Genomic DNA, 22259 nt, shown 5'->3' with positions numbered 1-22259 from the left:
TGGCAGCCCGGGCGGTCAGATCACCAGCGCGCCTCACCAACGGACCAGGGCGGAACCCCAGGTAAAGCCGCCACCCATGGCCTCCATCATCAGCAGATCGCCTGACTTTATGCGGCCGTCGCCAACCGCTTCATTCAGGGCGAGGGGAATCGAGGCAGCGGAGGTATTGGCATGGCGGTCTACCGTCACGACAACCCGGTCGCTCGGCAGGTTCAGGCGTTTTCCCATGGATTCGATGATCCGGACATTCGCCTGGTGCGGCACCAGCCAATCCACATCCCCCGGCGTCAGTCCGTTTGCATCCAGTGCGGCATCGACAGCTTCGGCCATACGAACCACAGCATGCCGGAACACCTCGCGCCCCTCCATCCGCAGGTGGCCCACCGACTGGGTCGACGAGGGGCCGCCATCCACATAGAGAGCGTCGTGATGGCTGCCGTCGGAATAGAGATGTGTGGATAGAACGCCGCGTGCCTTGCCGTCGGCTGCGCCGTCCTGCTTCTCGGCCTCCAGTACCACGGCGCCAGCACCGTCTCCAAACAGCACGCAGGTGGAACGATCTTCCCAATCGAGAATGCGCGAGAAGGTTTCCGCCCCGATGACCAGGGCTTTCGACGCCTGTCCAACCCGCAGGAAATTGTCCGCCACGGAAAGGCCATACACGAAGCCGCTGCAGACAGCCTGAATATCAAAGGCTGCGCCGCCGGTGACACCCAGACGGTGTTGGATCCGGGTCGCGGTCGCGGGAAACGTCTCATCCGGGGTCGAGGTCGCGCAGATGATCAAATCGATGCTTTCAGGGGCCACACCGGACTGCGCCAGGGCGTGCTTGGCAGCCGCAAGCCCAAGATCAGAGGTCATCTCCCCCTCTGCAGCGATGTGGCGCTGACGGATGCCGGTCCGCTGGCGGATCCATTCATCGCTGGTTTGAATGCGTTCTGCGAGCTCGGCGTTGGTGACGACTTGTGCGGGCAGATAAGCCCCACAGCCGGTAACAATGGACCGGTACAGCACTAGACAGCGGCCACTTGCGCTTTGCCGGGACCGCGATCCAGCAATGCCAGATCCGATCGGATCTTCTCGGTGATACCGTGGCGGTGCATATCGACGGCGACGCCTATCGCATTGGCAAAGCCCAGGGCATCGGTGCCGCCATGGCTCTTCACCGCAATACCGTTCAAACCAAGGAACATCGCCCCATTGTAACCCCGGGGGTCCACTCTCTGGCGCAGCTTGCGCATCGCCGGGCGCGCCAGCAGGTAACCGAGGCTCGCCAGGATCGAAGAGCGGAAGGTGTGGCGCATATACTCGTTTATCAGCTTGGCCGTCCCTTCCGCCGTCTTCAGGGCGACGTTGCCGGTGAACCCATCGGTCACGATGACGTCGGCCGTGCCCTTTGCGATATCGTCGCCCTCGACAAAACCCAGGAACTCGCCCGGCAGGGCGCTGCCGCGCAGGATATTGCTGGCCTCCTGGAGCGACTCATGACCCTTGGTGTCTTCCGAACCGACGTTCAGCAGACCGTAGCTGGGCTGCAGGAGGCCAAGGACCGAACGGGCGAAGGCATTGCCCATGACCGCAAAATCCACAAGATTCTCGGCATCGCAGCTCACGTTTGCACCAAGGTCGAGCATCACGGATTCACCGTGCATGGTCGGGAAGAACGAGGCGATGGCGGGCCTGTTGATGCCGGGCAGCGTCTTCAGGACAAACTTGGCCATGCCCATAAGAGCCCCGGTATTGCCGGCCGAAACGACGCAATCGGCTTCACCGGCGTGAACCGCGTTGATTGCCAGGCGCATGCTTGAGTTGCGACCCGATCTCAAGGCTATCGACGGTTTTTCCTTACTGCTCACCACATCATCGGTGTGCACGAGGGTCGTCACCTCTTTCAGGCGTTTCTTGCGATCCAGGAATTGCGAAACATCGGCCTTGCGGCCAAACATCAAGAACCGCACCTCGGGAAAGCGTTCACGCGCAATGTTGGCGCCGCGAACCACCATCTCCGGTGCCGCGTCGCCGCCCATGGCATCCAATGCGATCGTAAGCGCCTTGCCCATAAGGTCAATCAGCTCCGCTCATCGCGAACCGCCAGCAGCAGTTGCACAGGCGGGGTCTCAGATGCTCTCCGCATCCGCTACTTCACGACCGTCATAATGGCCGCAGGCGGCACAAACATGATGAGGCCGCTTCAGCTCACCGCAGTTGGAGCATTCATGATAGCTCCCCGCGGCCAGCGAATCGTGGGCACGGCGCTGATTGCGCCTGGATTTGGAGATTTTACTCTTAGGAACAGCCATAATTCTCGTCTTTCTTCGTCGGGCGACATCCGCCTTCACAAGCGACTACTTAGCCAATCTCGGCCCCTTCATCAAGCAAAGCCGGGATGCTGCCGCAAATGAAACCTAACTTATTGTTTACTCTTCAGCACCTTTAGCGCCGCGAAGGGGTTGGTTTCCCCCTCACCTTCCGATTGTCGGTAGCGACCGGGAAGTTCCGCGCCCTCGGATCGCGGGTAAGGATCCAAGGAAACCGCCAGTTCCTGAACCACCAACTCACCCAGATCGATGCCCTCACGCGGCAGCGGCTCCGGCGGGTCATCCGCCTCGGGATCCACCAAAACCTCGTTCTCGACAACCCCTTCGCCCTCAAGTGCCTGATAGGACACTTGAAATTCGCCTGACAGGGACTGGCAAATCGGGGCCAAAGTCACCACGCAGGCTTGCGACAGGTCCGCTACCCACTCGCATTCAACCGTCACAAGTCCACTCAAACCGTGGCCTATTCGGCAATCCGCCGTCAGCCCGTCAAGACTCAGGAGCCCGAGGCGCCCCATAACCAGGGCCCTTTCGGCAACCGTTGCCTCAATCCGCTCGATGACCTTTCGGTCACCCAGGCGGTCTAAGGTTACAATCCTTGAGAACTCGCTCGCCGCCTTCGCAGTTGATCCGCCCATGGCAGCCCTCCGTCTCCAGCGTCAAAAAGCGGCGCACCTTAGGGTTTTGGCTGCCTTGGGTCAATCCCTTTAAAAGCCCTGATTTCCGGGGCTCTCAGGCCCTAGGGAGAAAGAAATTCCAGCATACCGCGGCGCAACTCCACACCGTCCTGGCGATCCAGTGCATCAGCCAGGGAAATCGCATATCGCAACAACCCTTCCGGATCGACGGAATCAGCCGGCAGCGTGCCATAGACGTTGCGCTGCAATGCCGCTTTCAGGTCCACCTCACCGCCTTGGGCCAGGCTGTCGAGGGCATCCCCGTAGGCGTTCAGGCGCCCCATGAAGCCTTCCGCCATGCGCTGCACCCGCTTCCCGACCCCTAGGTCCCCGGCACCCATTTCCCTCAGCGACCGGTCCATATCGGTGTAGAAGACCTCCTGCAGCGACGCGGCCAGCGCTTCGCCCTCGGGAAAATCCTTCTTCAGGCGCCGCAGTACCAGAACTAGATGAAGGACGATCGATTCAAACCGGCCATCGACGTCGTCCGGAATCCCCAGGTTGCTAAAGAGTGCGGGCTGGCGCGCCTGTTCGACGATCCCTTTGTAAAGGGTCCAGGCGAGGTCTTCCTCGGGCTTGGCTTTCAGAAATCGCTTGAAAATCATTGGCTTCCCGAGGAGAAGATGAGCCGCGTCAGCAGACAAGCGCTATGCCTGCCCGATTTAAGGGCTTGAAATGGCACCGCTTGGCGGTTTAATCAAGTTGTTCGGGGTCAAATGAGGGGATTATCGTGATCGCAACGAAGGAGCATTCCTTGCGCCGTCGATTTTTTGTTATGCCGGCGATTGCGCTTTCCATGGCCTGCGTTGGCCTGGCCGCCTGCGGGAGCCCCGTACAGGTTCGCGGCAATATACCGGATGCGGAAGACGTTGCCGAGATCGAGCCCGGGGTCCATAGCCGTCAGGACGTTGTAGAGCTACTCGGCTCCCCCTCCACCGTTTCGACCTTCCAAGACCGCAAATGGTACTATATCGGGCAGAAGACCCAGGAGTTTGCCTTCCTCAAGCCTGAGGTGGTGGACCGCAAGGTGCTTGTGATCACCTTCAGCGAGGCCGGCTATGTCGATCAGACGGCAAGCTACAACCTGGAGGACTCACAGGAGATCGAACCGATCGACCGCGTGACCCCGACGGAAGGGCGCGACCTGACGCTGCTGCAGCAGCTGTTCGGCAACCTCGGTCGCTTTGGCGGCACCGGCAACTAGATCGGATCATGTTTTGACGGAACCACTTCGTGGTTGCGCCAAAACATGTGAATCCGATCGCCATCAAACAGTTAGAGCAGATTCACCCGGTCGATGGATCGCCTCCGGCGATTCCATCCGACCATGATCTGCTCTGGCGCCTCTCGCGAGCATCAAAGCGGCGCGCAGCCAAAAAGCAGACACAAAAAAAGGGCCCCGGAAGCATCGCTTCCGGGGCCCTTTGCTTTATATCAGACCAACTACTGCGCCAGGACTGCCAACAGCAGCAAGGCGACGATATTGGTGATCTTGATCATCGGGTTGACGGCCGGTCCGGCGGTATCCTTGTAGGGATCCCCAACCGTATCACCGGTCACCGCGGCTTTATGGGCTTCCGAGCCCTTACCACCGTGGTTGCCGTCTTCGATGTACTTCTTGGCGTTGTCCCAAGCGCCGCCACCAGCGGTCATCGAGATGGCAACGAAGATGCCGGTCACGATGACGCCCAGCAGCATGGCACCCACGGCACTGAGCGCCGCCGCCTGACCGCCGATCACCAGGATGACAAAGTAGAGAACGATCGGCGACAGCACCGGCAGCATCGAAGGAATGATCATTTCCTTGATCGCCGCCTTGGTCAGAAGATCCACGCAGGTCCCGTACTCGGGCTTGCCGGTGCCTTCCATGATCCCGGGGATCTCCTTGAACTGGCGGCGCACCTCGACGACCACCGCACCGGCCGCCCGGCCGACCGCCGTCATGCCCATGGCCCCGAAGAGATAGGGCAGGAGACCACCGATGATCAGACCGACCACCACGTAGGGGTTGGACAGCGAGAAGTCCACCGGACCACCCGGCTGAATGGAGCCTTCCGACACGAAGAGCGCCAGGTCGGAGGTGTAGGCCGCAAAGAGGACCAGGGCGCCAAGGCCTGCCGAGGCAATGGCATAGCCCTTGGTCACGGCCTTGGTGGTGTTACCGACGGCGTCCAAGGCATCGGTGGTCTTGCGGACTTCATCGTCCAGCTCAGCCATCTCGGCAATACCGCCGGCGTTGTCCGTAACCGGGCCATAAGCGTCCAGCGCCACGACCATGCCCGCCAGTGCCAACATGGTTGTCACGGCGATGGCGATGCCCAGGAGGCCGGCCAGCAGGTAGGTGCTGATGATGCCGGCACAGATAATCAGCGCCGGCACCGCCGTCGCCTCCATGGAAATGGCGAGACCCTGGATCACGTTCGTGCCGTGCCCCGTCTCCGAGGAGGCAGCGACCGAGCGAACCGGCCGATATTCGGTGCCGGTGTAGTACTCGGTAATCCAGATGATGGCGCCGGTCACCACCAGGCCGACGATGCCGCAGAAGTAGAGATCGAGGCCGTCAAAAGTCACCCCGGCGGCCGTCATAACGGTGTCCATGCCGACGATATGGTCGGTCACCGGCCAGAGCACCGCCGCGGACAGCACGGCAGAAGCAATGAAGCCCTTGTAGAGTGCGCCCATAATGCTCTGCGAAGCCCCGAGCTTCACAAAGAAGGTGCCGATGATCGAGGTGATAATGCAGGCCGCCCCAACCGTCAGGGGATACATCACCAGGGAAGAGATGTTGGGATCGTTGACGGCAAAGATCGTGGCCAGAACCATCGTCGCGACCACGGTCACCACATAGGTTTCAAAGAGATCGGCCGCCATACCGGCACAGTCGCCGACGTTGTCGCCAACGTTATCGGCGATCACCGCCGGGTTGCGGGGATCGTCTTCCGGGATACCGGCTTCAACCTTACCCACCAGATCGGCACCGACGTCGGCGCCCTTGGTGAAGATACCGCCACCGAGGCGCGCGAAGATCGAGATCAGCGAAGCGCCAAAACCAAGGGCGACCAGGGCGACCGAGATTTCGCGCTCACCCTTGCCAATCTCCAAGAGGACAGCGTAGTAGCCGGCGACAGCCAGGAGCGCCAGGCCCGCCACCAGCATGCCGGTGATGGCGCCGGAGCGGAAGGCCACCGAAAGCCCCTCGGCCAGCCCCTTGCGGGAAGCTTCTGCCGTACGGACATTGGCCCTGACTGAAACGTGCATGCCGATGTAGCCGGCCAGTCCGGAAAGGACGGCACCGATCAGGAAGCCGATGCCATCCCATAGGCCCAGAACGACTGAAAGGAGGACGAAGATCACGACGCCAACGATGGCGATCGTGCGGTACTGCCGGTTCAGATAGGCATTGGCGCCCTCCTGAATCGCAGCGGCGATTTCCTGCATCCGTGCGTTCCCGGCGGAGGCCGAGAGCACCGACATGGTGGCCCAGGCGCCATAGACCAGGGCCAACAGCCCGCAGCCGAGCACCACGTACAACTCGATCGACATATAGGTTTCCCTCAAGATAGATAGGCCGGTCAGGCGATAGCGACTCGGCGCGAAGACTTCGCTGCACAACTGCAGCACCCCAAAAACGCGCGGAAAATGCCAGAATCGTAAGGGAATGGCAACCGCTACTGCTCAGCCACCCTGGGGCAAAACTTCGGCGGAGCCCCGCGGGATGGCCGTCGAAGACAGCCAATCGGCCACTCAGGCCCGCCGGCGGCTGAGCCAGATCACCGTGGCGGCCGCCAGAATGACGGGCACAACGACCCCCAGATTGACGGCCTGCCAGCCAAAAGCATTGAAAATCGCCCCGGATGCCAGGGCTGTCACGGCCGTGGTGCCGAACACCATGAACTCGTTGAAGGCCTGCACCCTGGCCTGCTCCTCCGGCCGATAGGTTTCGGTCAACAAGGCAGTGGCCCCGACGTACATGAAGTTCCAGCCAACTCCAAGCAGCAGCAGCGCGGCCCAGAACTGTATCACCTCGATCCCCGTCAAATTGACCAGAATGCAGCCGAGAACCAAGAGCGAGCCAATGGATATGACCTTGAGCGCCCCGATTCGTTCTATGAGGTGGCCGGTCACAAAGGACGGCGCATACATGCCCACGACATGCCATTGGATGACGAAGGCCGCCGTCTCGAAGGGGTGGGCGCAGGCAACCATCGCCAGCGGCGTGGAAACCATGACAAGGTTCATGGAACCGTAGGCGACCATGGCGCAGAGAACAGCGACCACAAGGGTCGGCTGACGCAGGATCTCGCCCAGCGGCCGCCCCTTGGCGCGTTGGCTGCGGGGTACCACCGCTGGAAAGTTGACCGCCTGAACCAGGACAACCCCGATGAAAGCCAGCGCGGCAATGGCCGCATAGCCGCCGGCAAACAGGATTGGGGAGAAGAGCTCCCGAGTCCACTTCGCCAGCTCCGGCCCCAGAACAGCCGAGGCAACACCGCCGACCATCACCAGCGAGATGGCCCGGCTGCGATACTCGGGCCCGGCGACATCGGCTGCGGCAAACCGGTAGAGGGCGACATGGGCTGCGAAGGCACCCAAAAAGGCGGCCCCCACGCAGAACATCGCGAAGCTGGCTGCGATCACCGCCTGGCAGGCAATAACACCGCCGGCCACCCCAAGGATGCCGCCGACCGTAAAGCCGGCCCGCCGGCCGAAGCGCCCCATGAAAAGCGAGGCGGGAATTGTGGAAGCAGCCGTCGCCACGAACTGAAGGGCAAGCGGAAAGGTTGCCAGCGACGGGTCAGGCGCCAGGCTATTGCCCACCAGCGCGGTGATGGTGATGGACAAAGCCAGGCAGCTCATACCCAGAGCCTGGCAAACCGCCAGAACGGCAACATTGCGCATCACGAACCGGCGCTGAAACTGCGCTACTTCTTCCATGGAGCCAGTTTAGTGATGAGGATCGAACTGGACAGCACTGATTGATCATAGGTGCTGCGCGTAAACGCCGCAGCACGGCGGCTAAACCGTTCCTCCAGGCCCTCAGGCCTTGTTCGGCTGGCGCCTTTCCAGTTCGCGAAGCAGGATTTCGGCGACCACGCCTTCGCCAAGCAAGCGATCGCATATCTCTATCAGGCGCTTCTTGACCAACGGCGATTCGAAACCGGCTTCGCGCACCATCCGCATGGCGTAAAGACCGTGCATCTCGTGAAGGAACGCATCGCGAAGGCGGGCCATGTTGCGGTCTGTGAGGTCCTTGTCCCAGGTATCATGGAGCTGCAGGGTCAACTGCATGGTCACGTGATGGGTGACCTCCCCTTCCTGGATCAGGGAAATGACAACGGGATGGAGCGGAACGAAGACGGGCTCCGGTTTGTTGATCTCAGAGATCAACTCCTCGGTCTTCTCAGCCCCAGGCCCCATCAGGAACCACCAGGCGCCGCCACCGGCGCCAACCAAGAGGATCACTGCGACCACAATAAGAATGACTATGCGCAAAGCGCTCGATCCTGCCAGAAAGTCCGAAGTTCGAGAGCCAGTGTTAAGGGTTTCGAGTAAAGATGGCGTTAAGCATTAACCGATTGAAAAGAAGCCTAAAAATGGGTCCAGCCAGTAGACTTCAGAGCGACCGGATTCTGCTCGGCATCCAGTAACGAGAGCCCGGCCTCCACGCAGACCTCGCCGATCCGCGTGATCGGCAGGGACAGCTCCCGAGAGAGATCCGCGATCTCCGCCAGCCGTTCCGGGGCTGCCGCAAAGAGCAGTTCATAATCATCGCCCCCGGAAAGTACCACCTCCGGCGGCTCGCCCAGCAGCGCCAAGCCTTCCTCGGCAGGACCGGATAGGGGGATATCCTGCAACCGCAGTACCGCCCCGACGCCCGAGGCCGTCAACAGGTGCCCGAGGTCGGCAGCCAGGCCATCCGAAACATCCAGGGCCGCGGTCGCCAGGCCCCGCTCCAAAAGCGCCTGCCCCAAAGCAACGCGAGGCTCCGGGCAGCGATAACGCTCGGCAAGTCGCTCCCTCGCCGTCTTCGTCAGGCCGTCGATCCCGCCCTGCAGGTAGCGCAGGCCAAGAAAGGCATCTCCGACGGTACCGGACACATAGAGATCATCGCCCGGGTGAAGCGACGCGCGGTCGAGCACCCTGGTTCCCCTTACCCGGCCAAAGGCCGTAACGGTCAGGGTCATGGGACCCGGCGTCGCCGTCGTATCACCGCCGACGAGGGTGACACCGAAGGTCGCCTGGTCAGCAGCCAGCCCCTGGCAGAAAACGGCAATCCATTCCTCTTCTATATCCAGCGGCCATGATGCGGCGAGCAGATAGCTCACAGGCTCCGCCCCCATCGCAGCCAGATCCGAAAGGCTGACCCGCAGCAGTTTCCGCGCAACGCTGTCGGGGGGATCGTCCGGCAGAAAGTGCCGCCCTGCGACCAGACTGTCCACGGTCGCAACCAGGCGGTCGCCGGCTGCAATATCCAGGACCGCTGCATCGTTCTTTAACCCGAAGGCACCCTCGGAGGGCACCGACAGTGGCGCCAGATACCGCTCGATCAGCGCGAATTCCCCAGCGATGCGCGGCACAGCGACCTACCGGTCCGGGCTAGGAGATATCCGGCAGAGCACCGGCTTCACCGAACTCATCGGTTCGCAGAACATGGGCGATACGATCCAGCAGGCCATTCACAAACGACGTTTCGCGCCCATCGAAAAAGGCATTTGCCAGATCCACATATTCCGAGATCACCACCCGCGCAGGCACGTCGAGCCGTTCGGACAATTCAAAGATAGCCGCGCGCAGCAGGACAAGAAGCAGTATCTCCAGCCGCTCAACGGTCCATTCCTCGTCGAGTACAGCCGCCAACATATCGTCCAACATATCGGCCTCAGCCGAGACCCCCTGAACCAGCTCGGTCAGAAGATTGCGATTGACCGCGCCGTGCTTCAGGCCCTCCACGTCCTCCTTCACCCTATGCTCCAGGAATTCGGCGATCACCTGATCCGCCGGCTCCTTGTTCAAGCTCATTTGATAGAGCGCCTGAACCGCCAACAGGCGGGCAGCACTCAGGCCTGAGGGGCGGCGTCGGACGCCCTTGGCGCCATCAGAGTTATTTGGGCTACTGGTCACTTGATTCCGATCCTGCAGGCAGAGCTTCGATCAGCGGGGGAAAAGATGAAAATGTCGTTTCACGCCGAGCATCGCGAGACAGGCGGCAGCAGCATCGGCGCCCTTGTTCTTCTGGTCCACCGCGGCACGTACTTTTGCCTGCTCCATGTTTTCGCACGTCAGAATGCCGTACCCAAGCGCGAGGGTATGGCGGCAGGCAAGGTCCTGCAGCATTCTCGCGCTCTCACCGCAGACATAGTCGTAGTGCGAAGTCTCACCGCGAATCACGCAGCCGAGGGCCACATAACCATCGAAACGGCGGCGGCCGGCAAAGAAGTCCATGGACTTAACCGCCATCTGGATAGCCGCAGGAATCTCAAAGGCGCCGGGCACCTCAACGCGCTCGTGCGTGGCGCCTGCTGCATCCAGCGTCGCCTTCGTGCCGGCATAGAGCGCATCGGCTATGCCCTCGTAGAAGCGGCCTTCGACCACCAGGATATGCGGCCCATCATCCATCGAATCGCTCATTCGTCCCCCTCACCGGCATCCCCGAGGGCGCGTTGCGCCACAACCCTCAAGCCGTAACCCTCCAAACCCACGATGGTACGCTTGGTATTGGAAAGCAGGATCATGTCGCGCACCCCCAAGTCCAACAGAATTTGCGCGCCGACACCATAGTCCCGAAGCTCGCCTCCGGCCCGCGCCTTGCCTTCAAGCCTTGACTTCAACGAGGTCGACAGGGCATCGGCCGAGGGTTCGCGGATCAGGACCACGACGCCCCGGCCCTCTTCGCCGATCATGCGCATGGCCTGCTGCAGATCGCCGGCCTTGCCGCTTGCCTTGTCGCCAAGAATGTCATCCAGCACGTTGATGGCGTGCATCCGCACAGGAACGGCGTCTGCCCCGGAAAGGTCGCCCTTCCAGATTGCCACGTGCTCGGCGTAGTTGATGGTGTTGACGTAGACCGCAAGATTGAATTTCCCGCCAAAGCGGCTCTCGAATTCACTCTCCAGGCGCCGCTCCACAAATGAATCGTGACGCCTGCGGTAGGAGATCAAGTCGGCGATGGTGGCAACCTTCAGGCCGTGGCGCTGGGCAAAGGCGATCAGGTCGTCACGGCGCGCCATCGTGCCGTCGTCATTCATGATCTCGCAGATAACGCCGGACGGATTGAGGCCGGCCAGGCGTGCCAGGTCGACAGCGGCTTCCGTATGGCCGGCACGAACCAGGACACCGCCGTCGCGGGCCATCAACGGAAAGATATGGCCAGGCGTGGCGACATCATCGGCCATCTTGCTGGGGTCGATCGCAGTCGCCACGGTGTGGGCGCGGTCCGGTGCCGAGATGCCCGTCGTAATCCCCTCACGGGCCTCGATCGAGGTGGTGAAGGCGGTCTGGTTGCGGGACTCGTTTTTTCTGGCCATGAGCGGCAGGCCAAGCTCTTCGATGCGCTGAGGCGTCAGCGCCAGACAGATCAACCCCCTGCCGTAGCGGGCCATGAAATTGATCGCATCGGGCGTCGCCATCTGGGCCGGAATAACCAGATCGCCTTCATTCTCACGGTCTTCATCGTCGACCAGGACAAACATCCGGCCGTTGCGCGCCTCTTCGATAATCTCCTCGATCGGCGAGATCATCTCGCCGAAAGTCAGCCGCCAGGGCTCGTCCGTCTGTGCCATCTAATGCCTTCCGTCCAGCAGGCGCTGAACGTAACGCGCGAGCTGGTCGATTTCCAGGTTAACCCGGTCGCCGGGCTGCTTGCCGCCAAGCGTGGTCGCCTCTGCGGTATGGGGGATGAGGTTGATGCCGAAGCGCCGGCCGTCGACCTCGTTGACCGTCAGAGATACGCCGTCCAGCGCCACCGACCCCTTGGGCGCGATGAACTTTGCCAGTTCCGCCGGCGCCTCAAAGGTGAAACGAAGCGACCCCTGCTCCGCTTGACGGGCCACCACCGCGGCAACCCCGTCCACATGACCGGAGACCAGATGCCCGCCCAGTTCGTCGCCCAGGCGCAGCGCCCGCTCGAAGTTGACCGGGGTGCCGGCCTGCCAGCCCCCCAGGGTGGTCTTGGAGAGGGTCTCACCGGAGACATCGGCCGCAAACCAGCCATCCCCCTTGTCGACGACGGTCAGGCAGGCGCCGGAACAGGCAATCGAGGCGCCAATCGCGATCTCCCCGGTCTCATAGCCGGTATCAAAGAGAAAGCGGGCATCCGCCTGCTGCTCAATGGCGCGCAAAGACCCAAGGTCGGTAACTATTCCGGTAAACATGGTTTCGGTCTTGGTTCGAGTTTCTGACAGGCCCAGGCAAGGCCGAGACGGGCCTAAGCGCCGAAGCGAAAGAGATCCAAAACATCCCGGCCGAGCCGCTGCCGTGATGACTGTCGGAACCGGGGCGCCTCGTCAAGCCTGTCGACGCCGAAACTGGCAAGCGCCGGCACCCCGTCACCCCCGATTATCAGGGGGGCCCGGTACCAGACAAGGCGGTCCACAAGGCCCGAGCGCAGAAGGGCCGCGGCAAGATGACCGCCCCCTTCCACCAGCAGGCGGTTTACGCCCCTGCCCGCCAGACCGGCCAGAGCCTCAGGCAGCGAGCAGTGGCCGAACTCGTCCTTGCCGACCATCAACACCTCCACCCCCGCCTCCGCGTAGGCTGTCAGCCGCTCCGAAGGATTGCCATCGTGGGTCACCAAAAGCGTCGGCACCTGCACGGCGCGCGCGACCAGATCATGGGTCAGCGGCAGGCGCAGGCGGCCATCGACCACAACGCGCAGCGGCGCGGCAGGCTCCAGGCCCGGCAGGCGCACATCCAGGCGCGGATTGTCCAGGACCGCTGTCTGGCTGCCAACCAGGACGGCATCGGCCTGAGCGCGCAGCAGATGGGCGTGACGGCGCGAAAGCGGCCCGGTAATCCACTGGCTGTGGCCGGTGTGGGTGGCAATGCGCCCATCCTGGGAGGTCGCAAGCTTCACCGTCACCTCCGGCCGGCTGTCGCCGATCCGCGAAAAGAACCCGGCGTTGAGAAGCCTCGCCTCTTCCGCGCAAAGCCCCAGATCAACGCGGACGCCGCGATCCCGCAAATGGGCAATACCGCGCCCGCTGACCCGGGGATCGGGATCCTCCACCGCCACGACCACGCGGCTCACCCCGGCTTCGGCCAGGGCTTCCGCACAGGGGGCGGTTTGCCCGTGGTGGGAACAGGGCTCCAGCGTTACGTAGGCGGTACTGCCAGCAGCCTGACCCCGGGACCGGCGCAGCGCTTCGGTTTCGGCATGGGGACGGCCGCCCGGCTGGGTCCAGCCGCGTCCCACCACCCGGCCGTCTTTGACCAAAATGCAACCGACGGCGGGATTCGGTGCCACACGGCCCAAGCCGCGGCCCGCCAGGGCCAGAGCAGCCAGCATAAAATCCCGGTCTTGAGGGTCAGTCGTCTCCGTCACCGAGCTTGCCAATGAACTCCTCGAAGTCTCGGGCTTCGCGGAAATTCCTGTAAACCGAGGCAAAGCGGACGTAAGCCACCTGATCGAGGTTGGCGAGGGCATCCATTACCAGTTCGCCGATCAGCTTGGTCGGAATGTCGGATTCCCCGGAAGATTCCAGCCGGCGAACCATGCCGTTCACCACCCGCTCAAGCCGTTCCGGATCCACCGGCCGCTTCTGGAGGGCCAACGACATGGAGCGCATCAGTTTGTCGCGGTCAAAGGGTTCTCTCTTGCCATTCGATTTGACAACGGTCAGTTCACGCAGCTGCACCCGCTCAAAAGTCGTAAAGCGCGCACCACAATTCGGGCACTGTCGCCGGCGCCTGATGGCCGAGTTGTCCTCGGTCGGCCTCGAATCCTTAACCTGCGTGTCCTCGTTACCACAAAACGGACAGCGCATACCTCCCCCTCTCCTTGATTTCACTCACCCGGCCGCTCGGAGCCGCCGGCTTACCAGCCCTGCAACGATTTAAGCCTCAGCCGCGGCACTCAGATCACCATATCGGGATAGATCGGAAAACGGGCGCAGAGAGTCCGCACCTCCTCCTTAACCGTCTGCTCCGTTTCGGCATTGTTGTCCGGGTTCGCAGCCAAGCCATCGAGCACACGGCCGATGAAGGCGCCGACCATACGGAATTCTTCGCTCCCAAACCCGCGGGTCGTGGCAGCGGGCGTGCCCAGGCGAATGCCGGACGTCACCGTCGGTTTTTCCGGATCGAAGGGAATGCCGTTCTTGTTGCAGGTGATCCCCGCACGATCGAGGCTTTCTTCAGCGATCACCCCGGTCAGGCCTTTGGGACGCAGATCGACGAGCATCAGGTGGGTATCGGTGCCGCCGGTGACGATATCAAAGCCCTCGGCGATCATCGCTTCGGCCAGCACCTTGGCGTTGTCGGCAACCTGCTTTGCGTAGTCTTTGAATTCCGGCCGCAGAGCTTCGCCGAAAGCAGCCGCTTTCGATGCGATCGCATGCATCAGGGGCCCACCCTGTAGGCCCGGAAAAGCCGCTGAGTTGATCTTCTTACCCAGATCCAGGTCGTTCGACAGGATCATGCCGCCACGTCCCGCCCGAAGGGTCTTATGGGTCGTCGTCGTCACGATGTGTGCGTGCGGCAGCGGACTGGGGTGAACACCGCCGGCCACGAGCCCCGCAAAATGGGCCATATCGACCATGAAGTAAGCCCCGACCTTGTCGGCAATTTCACGGAAGCGGGCAAAGTCGATGAACCGGGGATAGGCCGATCCACCGGCGATGATGAGTTTCGGCTGGTTCTCCAGGGCCAGGCGCTCGACCTCGTCGAAGTCGATCAGGCCGTCTTCCTTGCGCACACCGTACTGTACGGCGTTGAACCACTTACCCGACAGATTCGGCTTCGCCCCATGGGTCAGGTGCCCGCCGGCCGATAAGGCCATCCCCATGATCGTATCACCCGGCTTCAGCAGAGCCAGGGCGACACACTGGTTGGCCTGGGCGCCGGAATGGGGCTGGACGTTGGCAAACTCGCAACCGAACAGCTGCTTGGCACGCTTGACCGCCAGTTCCTCGGCGACATCGACGTACTCGCAGCCGCCGTAGTAGCGGCGGCCCGGATAACCCTCCGCGTACTTGTTCGTCAGTACCGAGCCCTGCGCCTCCAACACGGCCAGAGACACAATGTTCTCTGACGCAATCAGCTCGATCTGGTCTTGTTGGCGCCGGAGTTCGCCCCGGATCGCATCGGCAAGCTCGGGGTCCGTCTCGCTCAGGCGGGCGGAGAAAAAGGTGTCCTGCTGAGGCAGGGTCTCGGCGGCATTGGCAGCGGTCATCGTCGCATGCAACTCCTCGGGCAAGGGGTCATCACCCCAGTTTGGCCACACGCCGGGCATGACGGTCGCCGGCGTACTCCGTATTCAGAAAAGTATGAAGGCAGTCTTTGGCCACGACCTCACCTATAAGCCGAGCCCCCAATGCTAAGACATTGGCATCATTATGTTCACGACACAGCCGGGCGGAGGTTTCGTCGTGGCAGAGCGCCGCCCTTACGCCGGCGTGCCGATTGGCGGCAATCGATATCCCGATACCGGTGCCGCAGACCACCACGCCGCGCGCGGCCTTGCCCGTGGTCACGGCCTCGGCAACGGCCCGGCCAAAGTCAGGGTAGTCCACCGATGTCGTGGCATCCTGGGTGCCCAGATCGAGCACCTCGTATCCTGCGAGACGCAGCTCCTCCACAAGCTTCGACTTGAGATCAAAGCCTGCATGATCGGCCGCAACTGCGATCGACTTCGACACCATGGTTTGTAACGCCCAACTGCTCCGGAAAACCGGCGGACCCTACCATATGTCGCAGTCTGATGAAAAGACGCCACAAGGTGTCGGGGCGCCGGATTTCAGAGATTTCGCGTCGCCTGGAGGCTACTTCGCACGGAACAGAAGCAGAGCCCTAAATGACCAGCCCGCCGCGCTGCCCGGCGGCACGCTTTCGCAGAACGTACTCCAGCTTCTGAGCGGCCAGACGTTCCAGCTGGACCTGGCCTGCCGAGGGCGGGCCGACGATCGATACTTCCGCCGAGGTAAGCGTATCGACGGCAGAAACCTTGACGTAGCCGCCTACTCTTTGAAATTCGAAGATGATTTCGCGTGCTTGCTGCATGGGCCCATTTTCGGTCAACTATGGCAAACAAACCCTTAACAGCACTTCATGTCGTATTGATGACGCGGGGAAGCTGTGCAGATTCTGCTGACGGCGCGCGGTCCCAGTGTGGCGGCGATCCAAAAACCTCGGACAGATAGCTGACAAAGGCCCGCACCTTGGGCGCCAGATAGCCAGTGTGTGGCGAGACAGCGAAAATGCGGTGAACCTCCGTCCGGAACCCCGGCAGGACATCCACCAGGGTACCATCGGCGAGATCCTCTGAGACAAGGAACGTCGGCATCAGGGCGAGCCCCACGCCTGCCACAGCCGCGCGGCGCATCGCCTCTGCATTGTCGCAGCGCAGCCGGCCGTGCACCTTGATGCGCTGCTCGCGGCCATCGGCGTCGACAAGCTGCCAGAATTCGCGCGTGGCCAAATGCGAACAGGAAAGACAGTTGTGCGTGCTCAAAGCCGCCGGCGTTGCGGGAATGCCGAAACGGGCAACATAGGCCGGCGCACCGCAGACCACCTGCCTGCAGGGCGCCAGATCCTCTGCCCAGCCCCCTTGGGGCGGGCCGGTGTCGACCCGGATCGCCAGATCGATCTCCGATCGGGCAAGATCGATCTTGCGGTCATCGAGAACCATGTCGATTTCCAGCTTTGGATAGCGATCGAAAAAGTCGCCCAGGAAGGGTGCGATGTGACGCGATCCCAGCGAAGGCGGCGCCGTGACCCTCAGCTTGCCTTGCGGTAAGGCCTGGTAGTGCATGACCTCGGACTCTGCCTCGTCGAGATCAGCAAGGATCCGATGGCAGCGCGCATGGAACCTCTTGCCGATTTCCGTCAATCCGATGGAGCGCGTCGTCCGGTTCAGCAGCCTGGCGCCAAGGTGCGCCTCCAGCGCGCTTACATGCTTGCTCACCGTCGGCTTCGACAAACCAAGCCGTGCCGCTGCAGCGGTGAAGCTGCGGAGATCGGCCACGCAAGAGAAGACCACAATGTGAGTCAACTCATGGGAGTCTGTCATTCCGTCTCCCCACTGTAGGCAGCAGGACCGAGTGCTTACCCGGCCGATGCCTGAATGAACCAAGCGATTCAGTTCAACCTCAGCAGGGAGAGTCTAGTACCGGCGAATCGTTACACCCTATTCACATCCACTCACGAGAAGTTGTACGGGCACACAGGAGAGATCACATTCCTACGATGACACGAGGGGATAGCGGGAATGTCCGTCAGGACGCCTGCCGAACGATCCGGCACAAAAATAGGGGGAGCAAAGCTCCCCCTGAGTTCGTGGCTTGGCGTTCAGTCCAACACCGATTTGCGAGAGGATCCGTAGAGGACGAATTCGCCGTCCTCTCCGGTGAGCAAGCCTGGACCTGGCTTGATCTGATCGACCGCGCGGTACTCCAGAGGCTTCACATCCGCGCAGCCCGCAAGAACCACGGCAAGGGCCAGAAGCCCGACCATCGCCATGGCCGAAAGCGCCCTGTTCGATCTTGGTTGAAGCAGGCGCTGGTTTGATCCGGTCATCATCACATCACTATCCTTCTCAGAACTTCACCCGCGCACCGGCCAGGACGGCGAAAAGGTCGTCGAAGCTCGCCCCTTCCCGATCGAGCTCGTGATTGCGCGCGCCGATATAGAGCTCGGTTCCGATATCGTCGATGTTCTGCACCGCGAAGATGGCGTAGGAGCGGAACTCGTCTCCCGCAACATCGAGATCATCGGTCTGGGCGAAATCGATACCGAAAGTCGTGTCGCCAAAATCAATGGCGCTGAAGGTGTATGCCAACTTGCCATAATAGAAGACCGGGTCATCGCCGGAACCGTCGTCTTCGCGCATGCCCGCCGCTGCGGTAACGCTGATACCGATCGGGGTCAGCACCGAAACCGAACCATTGTATTGATCGAACCCGGCCCGGGAACTTGCGTTGGCATAAGCCGCAGCGGCGGCGACCTTCACACCATTGAAATCGCCGCCGTAAGTAATCCCCGCATCCCAGGCGCCGCCGTCTATTGCAGAGACCGATCCCTTGAAGCCGTATAGACCGGGCGTGTCATAGCGGGCCCGGTCGTCGCGGCTTAGTCCGTCGAAATTGCTGAAGACGTCGCTGATGCTGGGGCCCAGCGCCCCGCTGCCGTCGCTGAACTCAAGACCGCCGGCCAGATCACCGATTCCTGAATAGGCAACCACCGCGGTCCCTGAGAGATCGATTTCCGAAGTCCCGTTGGAGGCCGTGTCGCCCTGCCCAATCCAGAGGCGCCCCAATGTCTTGCTGTCGGCAAAGATCTCCAGCTTGCGTTCCGTAAAGTTGTTGGGGCCTGCGGGAGAATCCTGATCGAAGCTGATGGCAGCCGTGGAGTTGGACTCAAACTGAACCTCTATCTGCGTGCCGACAGTGATGTCGGAATCGAGTTCACCTTCACCGATGAAGCGCAGACGGGTCGACGAGTTGTCGTTGTCGACATGAAAGACCTCGGAATCGTCGCCGTTGTCGGCAAAGAGAACGCCACGGTTCACCTGTCCCGAAATCGACAGCTTCACCTTGTCGTTGCCGGACTCGATAACCTGCTGATCCTGGGCAGCAGACTTCTGCTCCAGCTTGTTCTGCTTCTCCTCGAGCTTTTGAAGGCGTTCCTTCAGGAACTGAATCTCACTCTTCAGCTCTTCGTTAGTCTGCGCGGCAGCCGGAACAGCAGCAGCCAACGCAACAATCATGGCCGTCCCGTAAAGGTAGCCATGCTTCCCAACCATCGACATAAGAGGCTTCCTCCCCAATCCTATCGCGCCTCGCCCACACCCACGCAAACTGCGAAGCGAAGAAGAAGATAAGTATCGGGGATTTTGTGATTTACAGAAATCACACTTGATCAAATAATAACGAGAATTATAAATTAAAAGAAACAGATTGTTTCTATTTTATACTATATTACAGCTGTCGAATTCTCTAGCGAGAGCATTCGGATTATGTACCCGGCCGTCCGCCGATCAGAGGTGAAGCCAAGGCACCGCTTTTGACGCACAGACAATTGCGCTATATCTGAGGTCTGCAGGAAAGCGTCCAACATCGAAGGATCCGTGGAATGTCTCAGGCAACGGCAACCAATGCGCAAACCCTCAAACCTTCCGCAGACAAAGCTAGGTTTGTCTGGGAGGACCCGTTGCTGCTCGAAGAACAGCTCAGCGAAGACGAGCGGATGGTGCGGGATGCCGCGCGCGCCTACTGCCAGGAAAAACTTATGCCCCGGATCCTGGAGGCAAACAGGAACGAAGTCTTCGATCGCGAAATCATGACCGAGATGGGCGCTCTGGGCTTCCTGGGCCTGACCCTACCCGAAGACTATGGCTGCGCCGGCGCCAACCACGTCAGCTACGGCCTGGTGGCGCGTGAGGTAGAGCGGGTCGATTCCGGCTACCGCTCGGCCATGTCGGTTCAATCCAGCCTGGTCATGCATCCTATCTACGCTTATGGCACGGAAGAGCAGCGGCAGCGCTTCCTCCCCGGCCTTGCGAGCGGCGCTTTGGTGGGCTGTTTCGGCTTGACCGAGCCGGACCACGGATCCGATCCCGGCGGCATGAAGACGCGCACGGCAAAGGTTGACGGTGGCTATCAGTTGAAGGGCGCGAAGATGTGGATCACCAACGCGCCGATCGCCGACGTCTTCGTCGTCTGGGCGAAAGACGACAGCGATACCATTCGCGGCTTCATCCTGGAAAAGGGAATGGCAGGACTGAGCGCCCCAAAAATCGAAGGCAAGTTCTCGCTCCGCGCCTCCGTCACCGGCGAGATCGTCATGGATGACGTCTTCGTACCCGAGGAGAATCTGCTACCCAACGTGACCGGCTTGAAAGGCCCCTTCGGCTGTCTCAATAAAGCGCGCTTCGGGATCGCCTGGGGCGCTTTGGGCGCTGCCGAATTTTGCTGGCACGCCGCAAGGTCCTATACGCTGGAACGCCAACAGTTCGGTCGCCCGCTTGCCGCAACCCAACTCATCCAAAAGAAACTGGCAGATATGCAGACCGAAATCGCCATCGGGCTGCAAGCCAGCCTTCAGCTTGGCCGCCTGCTCGACAGCGGCAAGGGAGCGCCCGAGGCAATATCCCTTTGCAAGCGTAACTCCTGCGGCAAGGCGCTGGACATCGCCCGGCAGGCGCGGGACATGCATGGCGGAAACGGCGTGTCCGACGAGTATCACGTGATCCGTCACGCAATGAACCTGGAAGCAGTCAACACCTACGAAGGGACGCACGATGTCCACGCCCTGATCCTGGGGCGGGCGCAGACAGGCATTCAAGCCTTCTTTTAGCGCTTACAAGGTTTCAGTTAGGAAAGACCCCCGGCCGTGTTTGGCCGGGATCTGGGCTCGCACTGCGATGCCCCCGTACCTTCGGCCCTGTGACCGAAGGTACTTGGCGTTATGCTGCGCTGAGATCGCGCGCGAGACTGGCGGGCGTCGACCAGAACTGCTGGATACGGCGCAAGGCATGATTGGCCGCCTCCAGTCCATCCTCAGAGAGCTGGCTGTCCGACAGATGCGTTGCATGCTGATCGAACAACGCCGAGAGACCGCGATAAACAGCGACACCCTTCTCTGATGGGCGCACGTGGAAAGAGCGCCGGTCATGAGGCGAACGCTCCTGAATCAGATAGCCGTTCTCAACCATCTTCTTCACGTTGTAAGAGACGTTCGAGCCCAGGTAATACCCGCGCTGGGTCAGTTCACCGATCGAAAGCTCTTCTTCGCCGACATTGAACAGGATCAGGGCCTGAACGTTGTTCAGGTCCCGGATGCCCTGGCGATCCAGGTCGGCTTTGATGACCTCGAGGCACTGACGGTGCAGCCGTTCAACCAGGCCAATCAGATCAAGATATTTGGACTTCACGATACCCTCACATGACTCTTTCAACAGAATCCAAGCAGCAATCGTAAAAGGTTAGCGGGAAGCCTATTAAACTTTACTTAACGGATGTGGGATTTATCTTATTGATTCTAATCATATTTATTTGATTATCCGCCATTTGCCACAGTCTCCGGACGTCAAAAGGGCACTACCATTCCTGTCCTACACACTCAAAGGCCCAATTTCGGCGAGACTCCGTTAACGGCGGGCAAAGACTATTTGTCGGCGTTGCCCTGGATCATCTTGATGATAGCGGAATAGTCGAGGCCGCCGTTTCCGGCATTGACGAAGATGGTGTAGAGCGCGGCAGCCTCCGCACCCAGCGGCGTGGCGGCCCCCGCATGGCTGGCCGCGGCTTGTGAAAGCTTGAGGTCCTTATGCATCATCGCCGCGGCAAAGCCTGGCTGATAGTCCCGGTTGGCTGCCGAGGTCTCGACGATACCCGGCACGGGGTTGTGGTTCAGCATGGCCCAGCAGGACCCGGATGCGGCCGAGCTGATATCGAAAAAGGCCTTGGGGTCGAGCCCAAGCTTCTGGCCAAGCGCGAAAGCCTCGGAGACTGCGATCATCGAGATGCCGAGGATCATGTTGTTGCAGATCTTCGCCGCCTGGCCGTTGCCGGCGCCGCCAGCGTGCACGATGTTACGGCCCATGATCTCCAGGAGCGGCTTGGCCCGTTCGAACGCCTTACCCTCGCCCCCCACCATGAAGGTCAGCGTTCCCGCTTCGGCCCCGGCAACGCCCCCCGACACCGGCGCATCGATCATGTCATGGCCGCGGGCCGCGGCTTCGCCATGAACGTCGCGCGAAGTCGCGACATCGATGGTCGAGCAGTCGAGAAACAGCGTCCCCGGTGCCGCCTGGGCCAGAAGCCCACCGTCACCCGCATAGACCGATCTCACGTGCTCACCGGCCGGCAGCATGGTGACCACGGCTTCAGCATCGGAAAGTACATCGGCCGGCGCCGCGACAACCGACACGCCTGCGGCGGCGGCGGCTTCTTGAGCGGCAGGGACGAGATCGAAGCCGGCCAGGCTGTGGCCGACATTCAAAAGGTTCCTGGCCATGGGCAACCCCATGTTGCCAAGCCCAAGAAATCCAATGCGCGCCATATTTTCCTCCCACTCGATTATCTTTGATTCATATCGTCCGGTTCCGCCA

Annotated in this window: 25 protein-coding genes; 2 read left to right on the top strand and 23 right to left on the bottom strand. The window is 61.3% G+C overall.

Annotation, left to right across the window (positions count from 1 at the left end):
- Positions 1 to 33 precede the first annotated feature (33 nt).
- The 5 genes from HBA54_RS00425 to HBA54_RS00405 all read right to left on the bottom strand — a co-directional run bounded on the left by HBA54_RS00425 (position 34) and on the right by HBA54_RS00405 (position 3600).
- Positions 34 to 1014: a beta-ketoacyl-ACP synthase III gene (locus tag HBA54_RS00425; protein WP_167220343.1), complete on the bottom strand. Its 981-nt coding sequence runs from the start codon at positions 1012 to 1014 to the stop codon at positions 34 to 36.
- Entirely contained in the window at positions 1014 to 2060 is a 1047-nt protein-coding gene (gene plsX, locus HBA54_RS00420) for a phosphate acyltransferase PlsX (RefSeq protein ID WP_167220342.1), read from the bottom strand. The genes HBA54_RS00425 and plsX overlap by 1 nt, the downstream gene beginning before the upstream one ends.
- Before the next feature lie 57 nt (positions 2061 to 2117).
- Complete coding sequence (gene rpmF, locus HBA54_RS00415; protein ID WP_167220341.1) at positions 2118 to 2300, bottom strand: 50S ribosomal protein L32; 183 nt, start codon at positions 2298 to 2300, stop codon at positions 2118 to 2120.
- A gap of 110 nt (positions 2301 to 2410) precedes the next feature.
- Positions 2411 to 2836: a DUF177 domain-containing protein gene (locus HBA54_RS00410; protein WP_240932450.1), complete on the bottom strand. Its 426-nt coding sequence runs from the start codon at positions 2834 to 2836 to the stop codon at positions 2411 to 2413.
- Between the two features lie 221 nt (positions 2837 to 3057).
- Entirely contained in the window at positions 3058 to 3600 is a 543-nt protein-coding gene (locus HBA54_RS00405; RefSeq protein WP_167220339.1) for a ubiquinol-cytochrome C chaperone family protein, read from the bottom strand.
- A gap of 125 nt (positions 3601 to 3725) precedes the next feature.
- Between HBA54_RS00405 and HBA54_RS00400 the strand changes: the two genes are divergently transcribed.
- Positions 3726 to 4199 (top strand): outer membrane protein assembly factor BamE, encoded by a 474-nt coding sequence (locus HBA54_RS00400; RefSeq protein ID WP_167220338.1) that lies wholly within the window; start codon positions 3726 to 3728, stop codon positions 4197 to 4199.
- A 239-nt stretch (positions 4200 to 4438) separates the two neighbouring features.
- Here the strand turns inward: HBA54_RS00400 and HBA54_RS00395 are convergent, their stop codons facing one another.
- The 16 genes from HBA54_RS00395 to HBA54_RS00320 all read right to left on the bottom strand — a co-directional run bounded on the left by HBA54_RS00395 (position 4439) and on the right by HBA54_RS00320 (position 18956).
- The gene (locus HBA54_RS00395) at positions 4439 to 6538 is read right to left on the bottom strand and encodes a sodium-translocating pyrophosphatase (RefSeq protein ID WP_167220337.1); all 2100 of its coding nucleotides are present in this window, start codon (positions 6536 to 6538) and stop codon (positions 4439 to 4441) included.
- A 201-nt stretch (positions 6539 to 6739) separates the two neighbouring features.
- On the bottom strand, positions 6740 to 7930 hold the full coding sequence (locus tag HBA54_RS00390) for an MFS transporter (RefSeq protein WP_240932426.1): 1191 nt from the start codon (positions 7928 to 7930) through the stop codon (positions 6740 to 6742).
- 102 nt (positions 7931 to 8032) lie between these two features.
- Entirely contained in the window at positions 8033 to 8488 is a 456-nt protein-coding gene (locus HBA54_RS00385) for a flagellar basal body-associated FliL family protein (protein ID WP_167220336.1), read from the bottom strand.
- A 95-nt stretch (positions 8489 to 8583) separates the two neighbouring features.
- A complete protein-coding gene (gene thiL, locus HBA54_RS00380; protein ID WP_167220335.1) occupies positions 8584 to 9573 on the bottom strand; it encodes a thiamine-phosphate kinase in 990 nt (329 codons plus the stop codon).
- Positions 9574 to 9592: 19 nt separating this feature from the next.
- Positions 9593 to 10117, bottom strand: coding sequence for a transcription antitermination factor NusB (nusB, locus tag HBA54_RS00375; RefSeq protein WP_167220334.1), 525 nt, complete (start codon positions 10115 to 10117; stop codon positions 9593 to 9595).
- Between the two features lie 30 nt (positions 10118 to 10147).
- Positions 10148 to 10612: a 6,7-dimethyl-8-ribityllumazine synthase gene (gene ribH / locus HBA54_RS00370; RefSeq protein ID WP_167220859.1), complete on the bottom strand. Its 465-nt coding sequence runs from the start codon at positions 10610 to 10612 to the stop codon at positions 10148 to 10150.
- 8 nt (positions 10613 to 10620) lie between these two features.
- Complete coding sequence (gene ribB / locus HBA54_RS00365) at positions 10621 to 11775, bottom strand: 3,4-dihydroxy-2-butanone-4-phosphate synthase (RefSeq protein ID WP_205944340.1); 1155 nt, start codon at positions 11773 to 11775, stop codon at positions 10621 to 10623.
- A complete protein-coding gene (locus tag HBA54_RS00360) occupies positions 11776 to 12366 on the bottom strand; it encodes a riboflavin synthase (RefSeq protein ID WP_167220333.1) in 591 nt (196 codons plus the stop codon). It abuts the gene before it with no gap.
- A 53-nt stretch (positions 12367 to 12419) separates the two neighbouring features.
- Complete coding sequence (ribD, locus tag HBA54_RS00355) at positions 12420 to 13535, bottom strand: bifunctional diaminohydroxyphosphoribosylaminopyrimidine deaminase/5-amino-6-(5-phosphoribosylamino)uracil reductase RibD (protein ID WP_322095952.1); 1116 nt, start codon at positions 13533 to 13535, stop codon at positions 12420 to 12422.
- Entirely contained in the window at positions 13519 to 13977 is a 459-nt protein-coding gene (gene nrdR, locus HBA54_RS00350; protein ID WP_167220332.1) for a transcriptional regulator NrdR, read from the bottom strand. Before nrdR ends, ribD begins: the two co-directional genes overlap by 17 nt.
- Before the next feature lie 89 nt (positions 13978 to 14066).
- A complete protein-coding gene (gene glyA, locus HBA54_RS00345) occupies positions 14067 to 15383 on the bottom strand; it encodes a serine hydroxymethyltransferase (RefSeq protein WP_167220331.1) in 1317 nt (438 codons plus the stop codon).
- Positions 15384 to 15414: 31 nt separating this feature from the next.
- A complete protein-coding gene (gene rpiB, locus HBA54_RS00340) occupies positions 15415 to 15852 on the bottom strand; it encodes a ribose 5-phosphate isomerase B (protein ID WP_167220330.1) in 438 nt (145 codons plus the stop codon).
- 148 nt (positions 15853 to 16000) lie between these two features.
- Positions 16001 to 16210: a DUF6898 family protein gene (locus HBA54_RS00335; protein ID WP_167220329.1), complete on the bottom strand. Its 210-nt coding sequence runs from the start codon at positions 16208 to 16210 to the stop codon at positions 16001 to 16003.
- A 46-nt stretch (positions 16211 to 16256) separates the two neighbouring features.
- A complete protein-coding gene (locus tag HBA54_RS00330) occupies positions 16257 to 17219 on the bottom strand; it encodes a LysR family transcriptional regulator (protein WP_167220328.1) in 963 nt (320 codons plus the stop codon).
- 278 nt (positions 17220 to 17497) lie between these two features.
- On the bottom strand, positions 17498 to 17728 hold the full coding sequence (locus HBA54_RS00325; protein WP_167220327.1) for a hypothetical protein: 231 nt from the start codon (positions 17726 to 17728) through the stop codon (positions 17498 to 17500).
- Positions 17729 to 17744: 16 nt separating this feature from the next.
- A complete protein-coding gene (locus HBA54_RS00320) occupies positions 17745 to 18956 on the bottom strand; it encodes a porin (protein WP_167220326.1) in 1212 nt (403 codons plus the stop codon).
- 323 nt (positions 18957 to 19279) lie between these two features.
- Here HBA54_RS00320 and HBA54_RS00315 point away from each other — a divergent pair, with 323 nt between their 5' ends.
- Complete coding sequence (locus tag HBA54_RS00315) at positions 19280 to 20503, top strand: acyl-CoA dehydrogenase (RefSeq protein ID WP_167220325.1); 1224 nt, start codon at positions 19280 to 19282, stop codon at positions 20501 to 20503.
- Positions 20504 to 20612: 109 nt separating this feature from the next.
- On the opposite strand, the gene HBA54_RS00310 is transcribed toward HBA54_RS00315, so the two are convergent.
- Together HBA54_RS00310 and mmsB are read right to left on the bottom strand one after the other, a co-directional pair.
- The gene (locus tag HBA54_RS00310) at positions 20613 to 21080 is read right to left on the bottom strand and encodes a MarR family winged helix-turn-helix transcriptional regulator (RefSeq protein ID WP_167220324.1); all 468 of its coding nucleotides are present in this window, start codon (positions 21078 to 21080) and stop codon (positions 20613 to 20615) included.
- A gap of 233 nt (positions 21081 to 21313) precedes the next feature.
- Entirely contained in the window at positions 21314 to 22210 is an 897-nt protein-coding gene (mmsB, locus tag HBA54_RS00305) for a 3-hydroxyisobutyrate dehydrogenase (protein ID WP_167220323.1), read from the bottom strand.
- Positions 22211 to 22259: the final 49 nt, after the last annotated feature.

The organism is Pelagibius litoralis, assembly GCF_011683915.1.
GTDB lineage: Bacteria > Pseudomonadota > Alphaproteobacteria > Kiloniellales > Kiloniellaceae > Pelagibius > Pelagibius litoralis.
The sequence above is the reverse complement of the archived record's forward strand: the minus strand, read 5'-3'. Positions and strand labels throughout refer to the sequence as shown.

Coding starts and splice junctions, on each gene's coding strand:
- plsX (WP_167220342.1), bottom strand. CDS start 2,060: ATGGGCAAGGCGCTTACGATCGCATTGGATGCCATGGGCGGCGACGCG.
- rpmF (WP_167220341.1), bottom strand. CDS start 2,300: ATGGCTGTTCCTAAGAGTAAAATCTCCAAATCCAGGCGCAATCAGCGC.
- HBA54_RS00410 (WP_240932450.1), bottom strand. CDS start 2,836: ATGGGGCGCCTCGGGCTCCTGAGTCTTGACGGGCTGACGGCGGATTGC.
- HBA54_RS00405 (WP_167220339.1), bottom strand. CDS start 3,600: ATGATTTTCAAGCGATTTCTGAAAGCCAAGCCCGAGGAAGACCTCGCC.
- HBA54_RS00395 (WP_167220337.1), bottom strand. CDS start 6,538: ATGTCGATCGAGTTGTACGTGGTGCTCGGCTGCGGGCTGTTGGCCCTG.
- HBA54_RS00390 (WP_240932426.1), bottom strand. CDS start 7,930: ATGGAAGAAGTAGCGCAGTTTCAGCGCCGGTTCGTGATGCGCAATGTT.
- ribH (WP_167220859.1), bottom strand. CDS start 10,612: ATGGATGATGGGCCGCATATCCTGGTGGTCGAAGGCCGCTTCTACGAG.
- ribB (WP_205944340.1), bottom strand. CDS start 11,775: ATGGCACAGACGGACGAGCCCTGGCGGCTGACTTTCGGCGAGATGATC.
- HBA54_RS00360 (WP_167220333.1), bottom strand. CDS start 12,366: ATGTTTACCGGAATAGTTACCGACCTTGGGTCTTTGCGCGCCATTGAG.
- nrdR (WP_167220332.1), bottom strand. CDS start 13,977: ATGCGCTGTCCGTTTTGTGGTAACGAGGACACGCAGGTTAAGGATTCG.
- glyA (WP_167220331.1), bottom strand. CDS start 15,383: ATGACCGCTGCCAATGCCGCCGAGACCCTGCCTCAGCAGGACACCTTT.
- rpiB (WP_167220330.1), bottom strand. CDS start 15,852: ATGGTGTCGAAGTCGATCGCAGTTGCGGCCGATCATGCAGGCTTTGAT.
- HBA54_RS00335 (WP_167220329.1), bottom strand. CDS start 16,210: ATGCAGCAAGCACGCGAAATCATCTTCGAATTTCAAAGAGTAGGCGGC.
- HBA54_RS00330 (WP_167220328.1), bottom strand. CDS start 17,219: ATGACAGACTCCCATGAGTTGACTCACATTGTGGTCTTCTCTTGCGTG.
- HBA54_RS00325 (WP_167220327.1), bottom strand. CDS start 17,728: ATGATGACCGGATCAAACCAGCGCCTGCTTCAACCAAGATCGAACAGG.
- HBA54_RS00320 (WP_167220326.1), bottom strand. CDS start 18,956: ATGTCGATGGTTGGGAAGCATGGCTACCTTTACGGGACGGCCATGATT.
- HBA54_RS00315 (WP_167220325.1), top strand. CDS start 19,280: ATGTCTCAGGCAACGGCAACCAATGCGCAAACCCTCAAACCTTCCGCA.
- mmsB (WP_167220323.1), bottom strand. CDS start 22,210: ATGGCGCGCATTGGATTTCTTGGGCTTGGCAACATGGGGTTGCCCATG.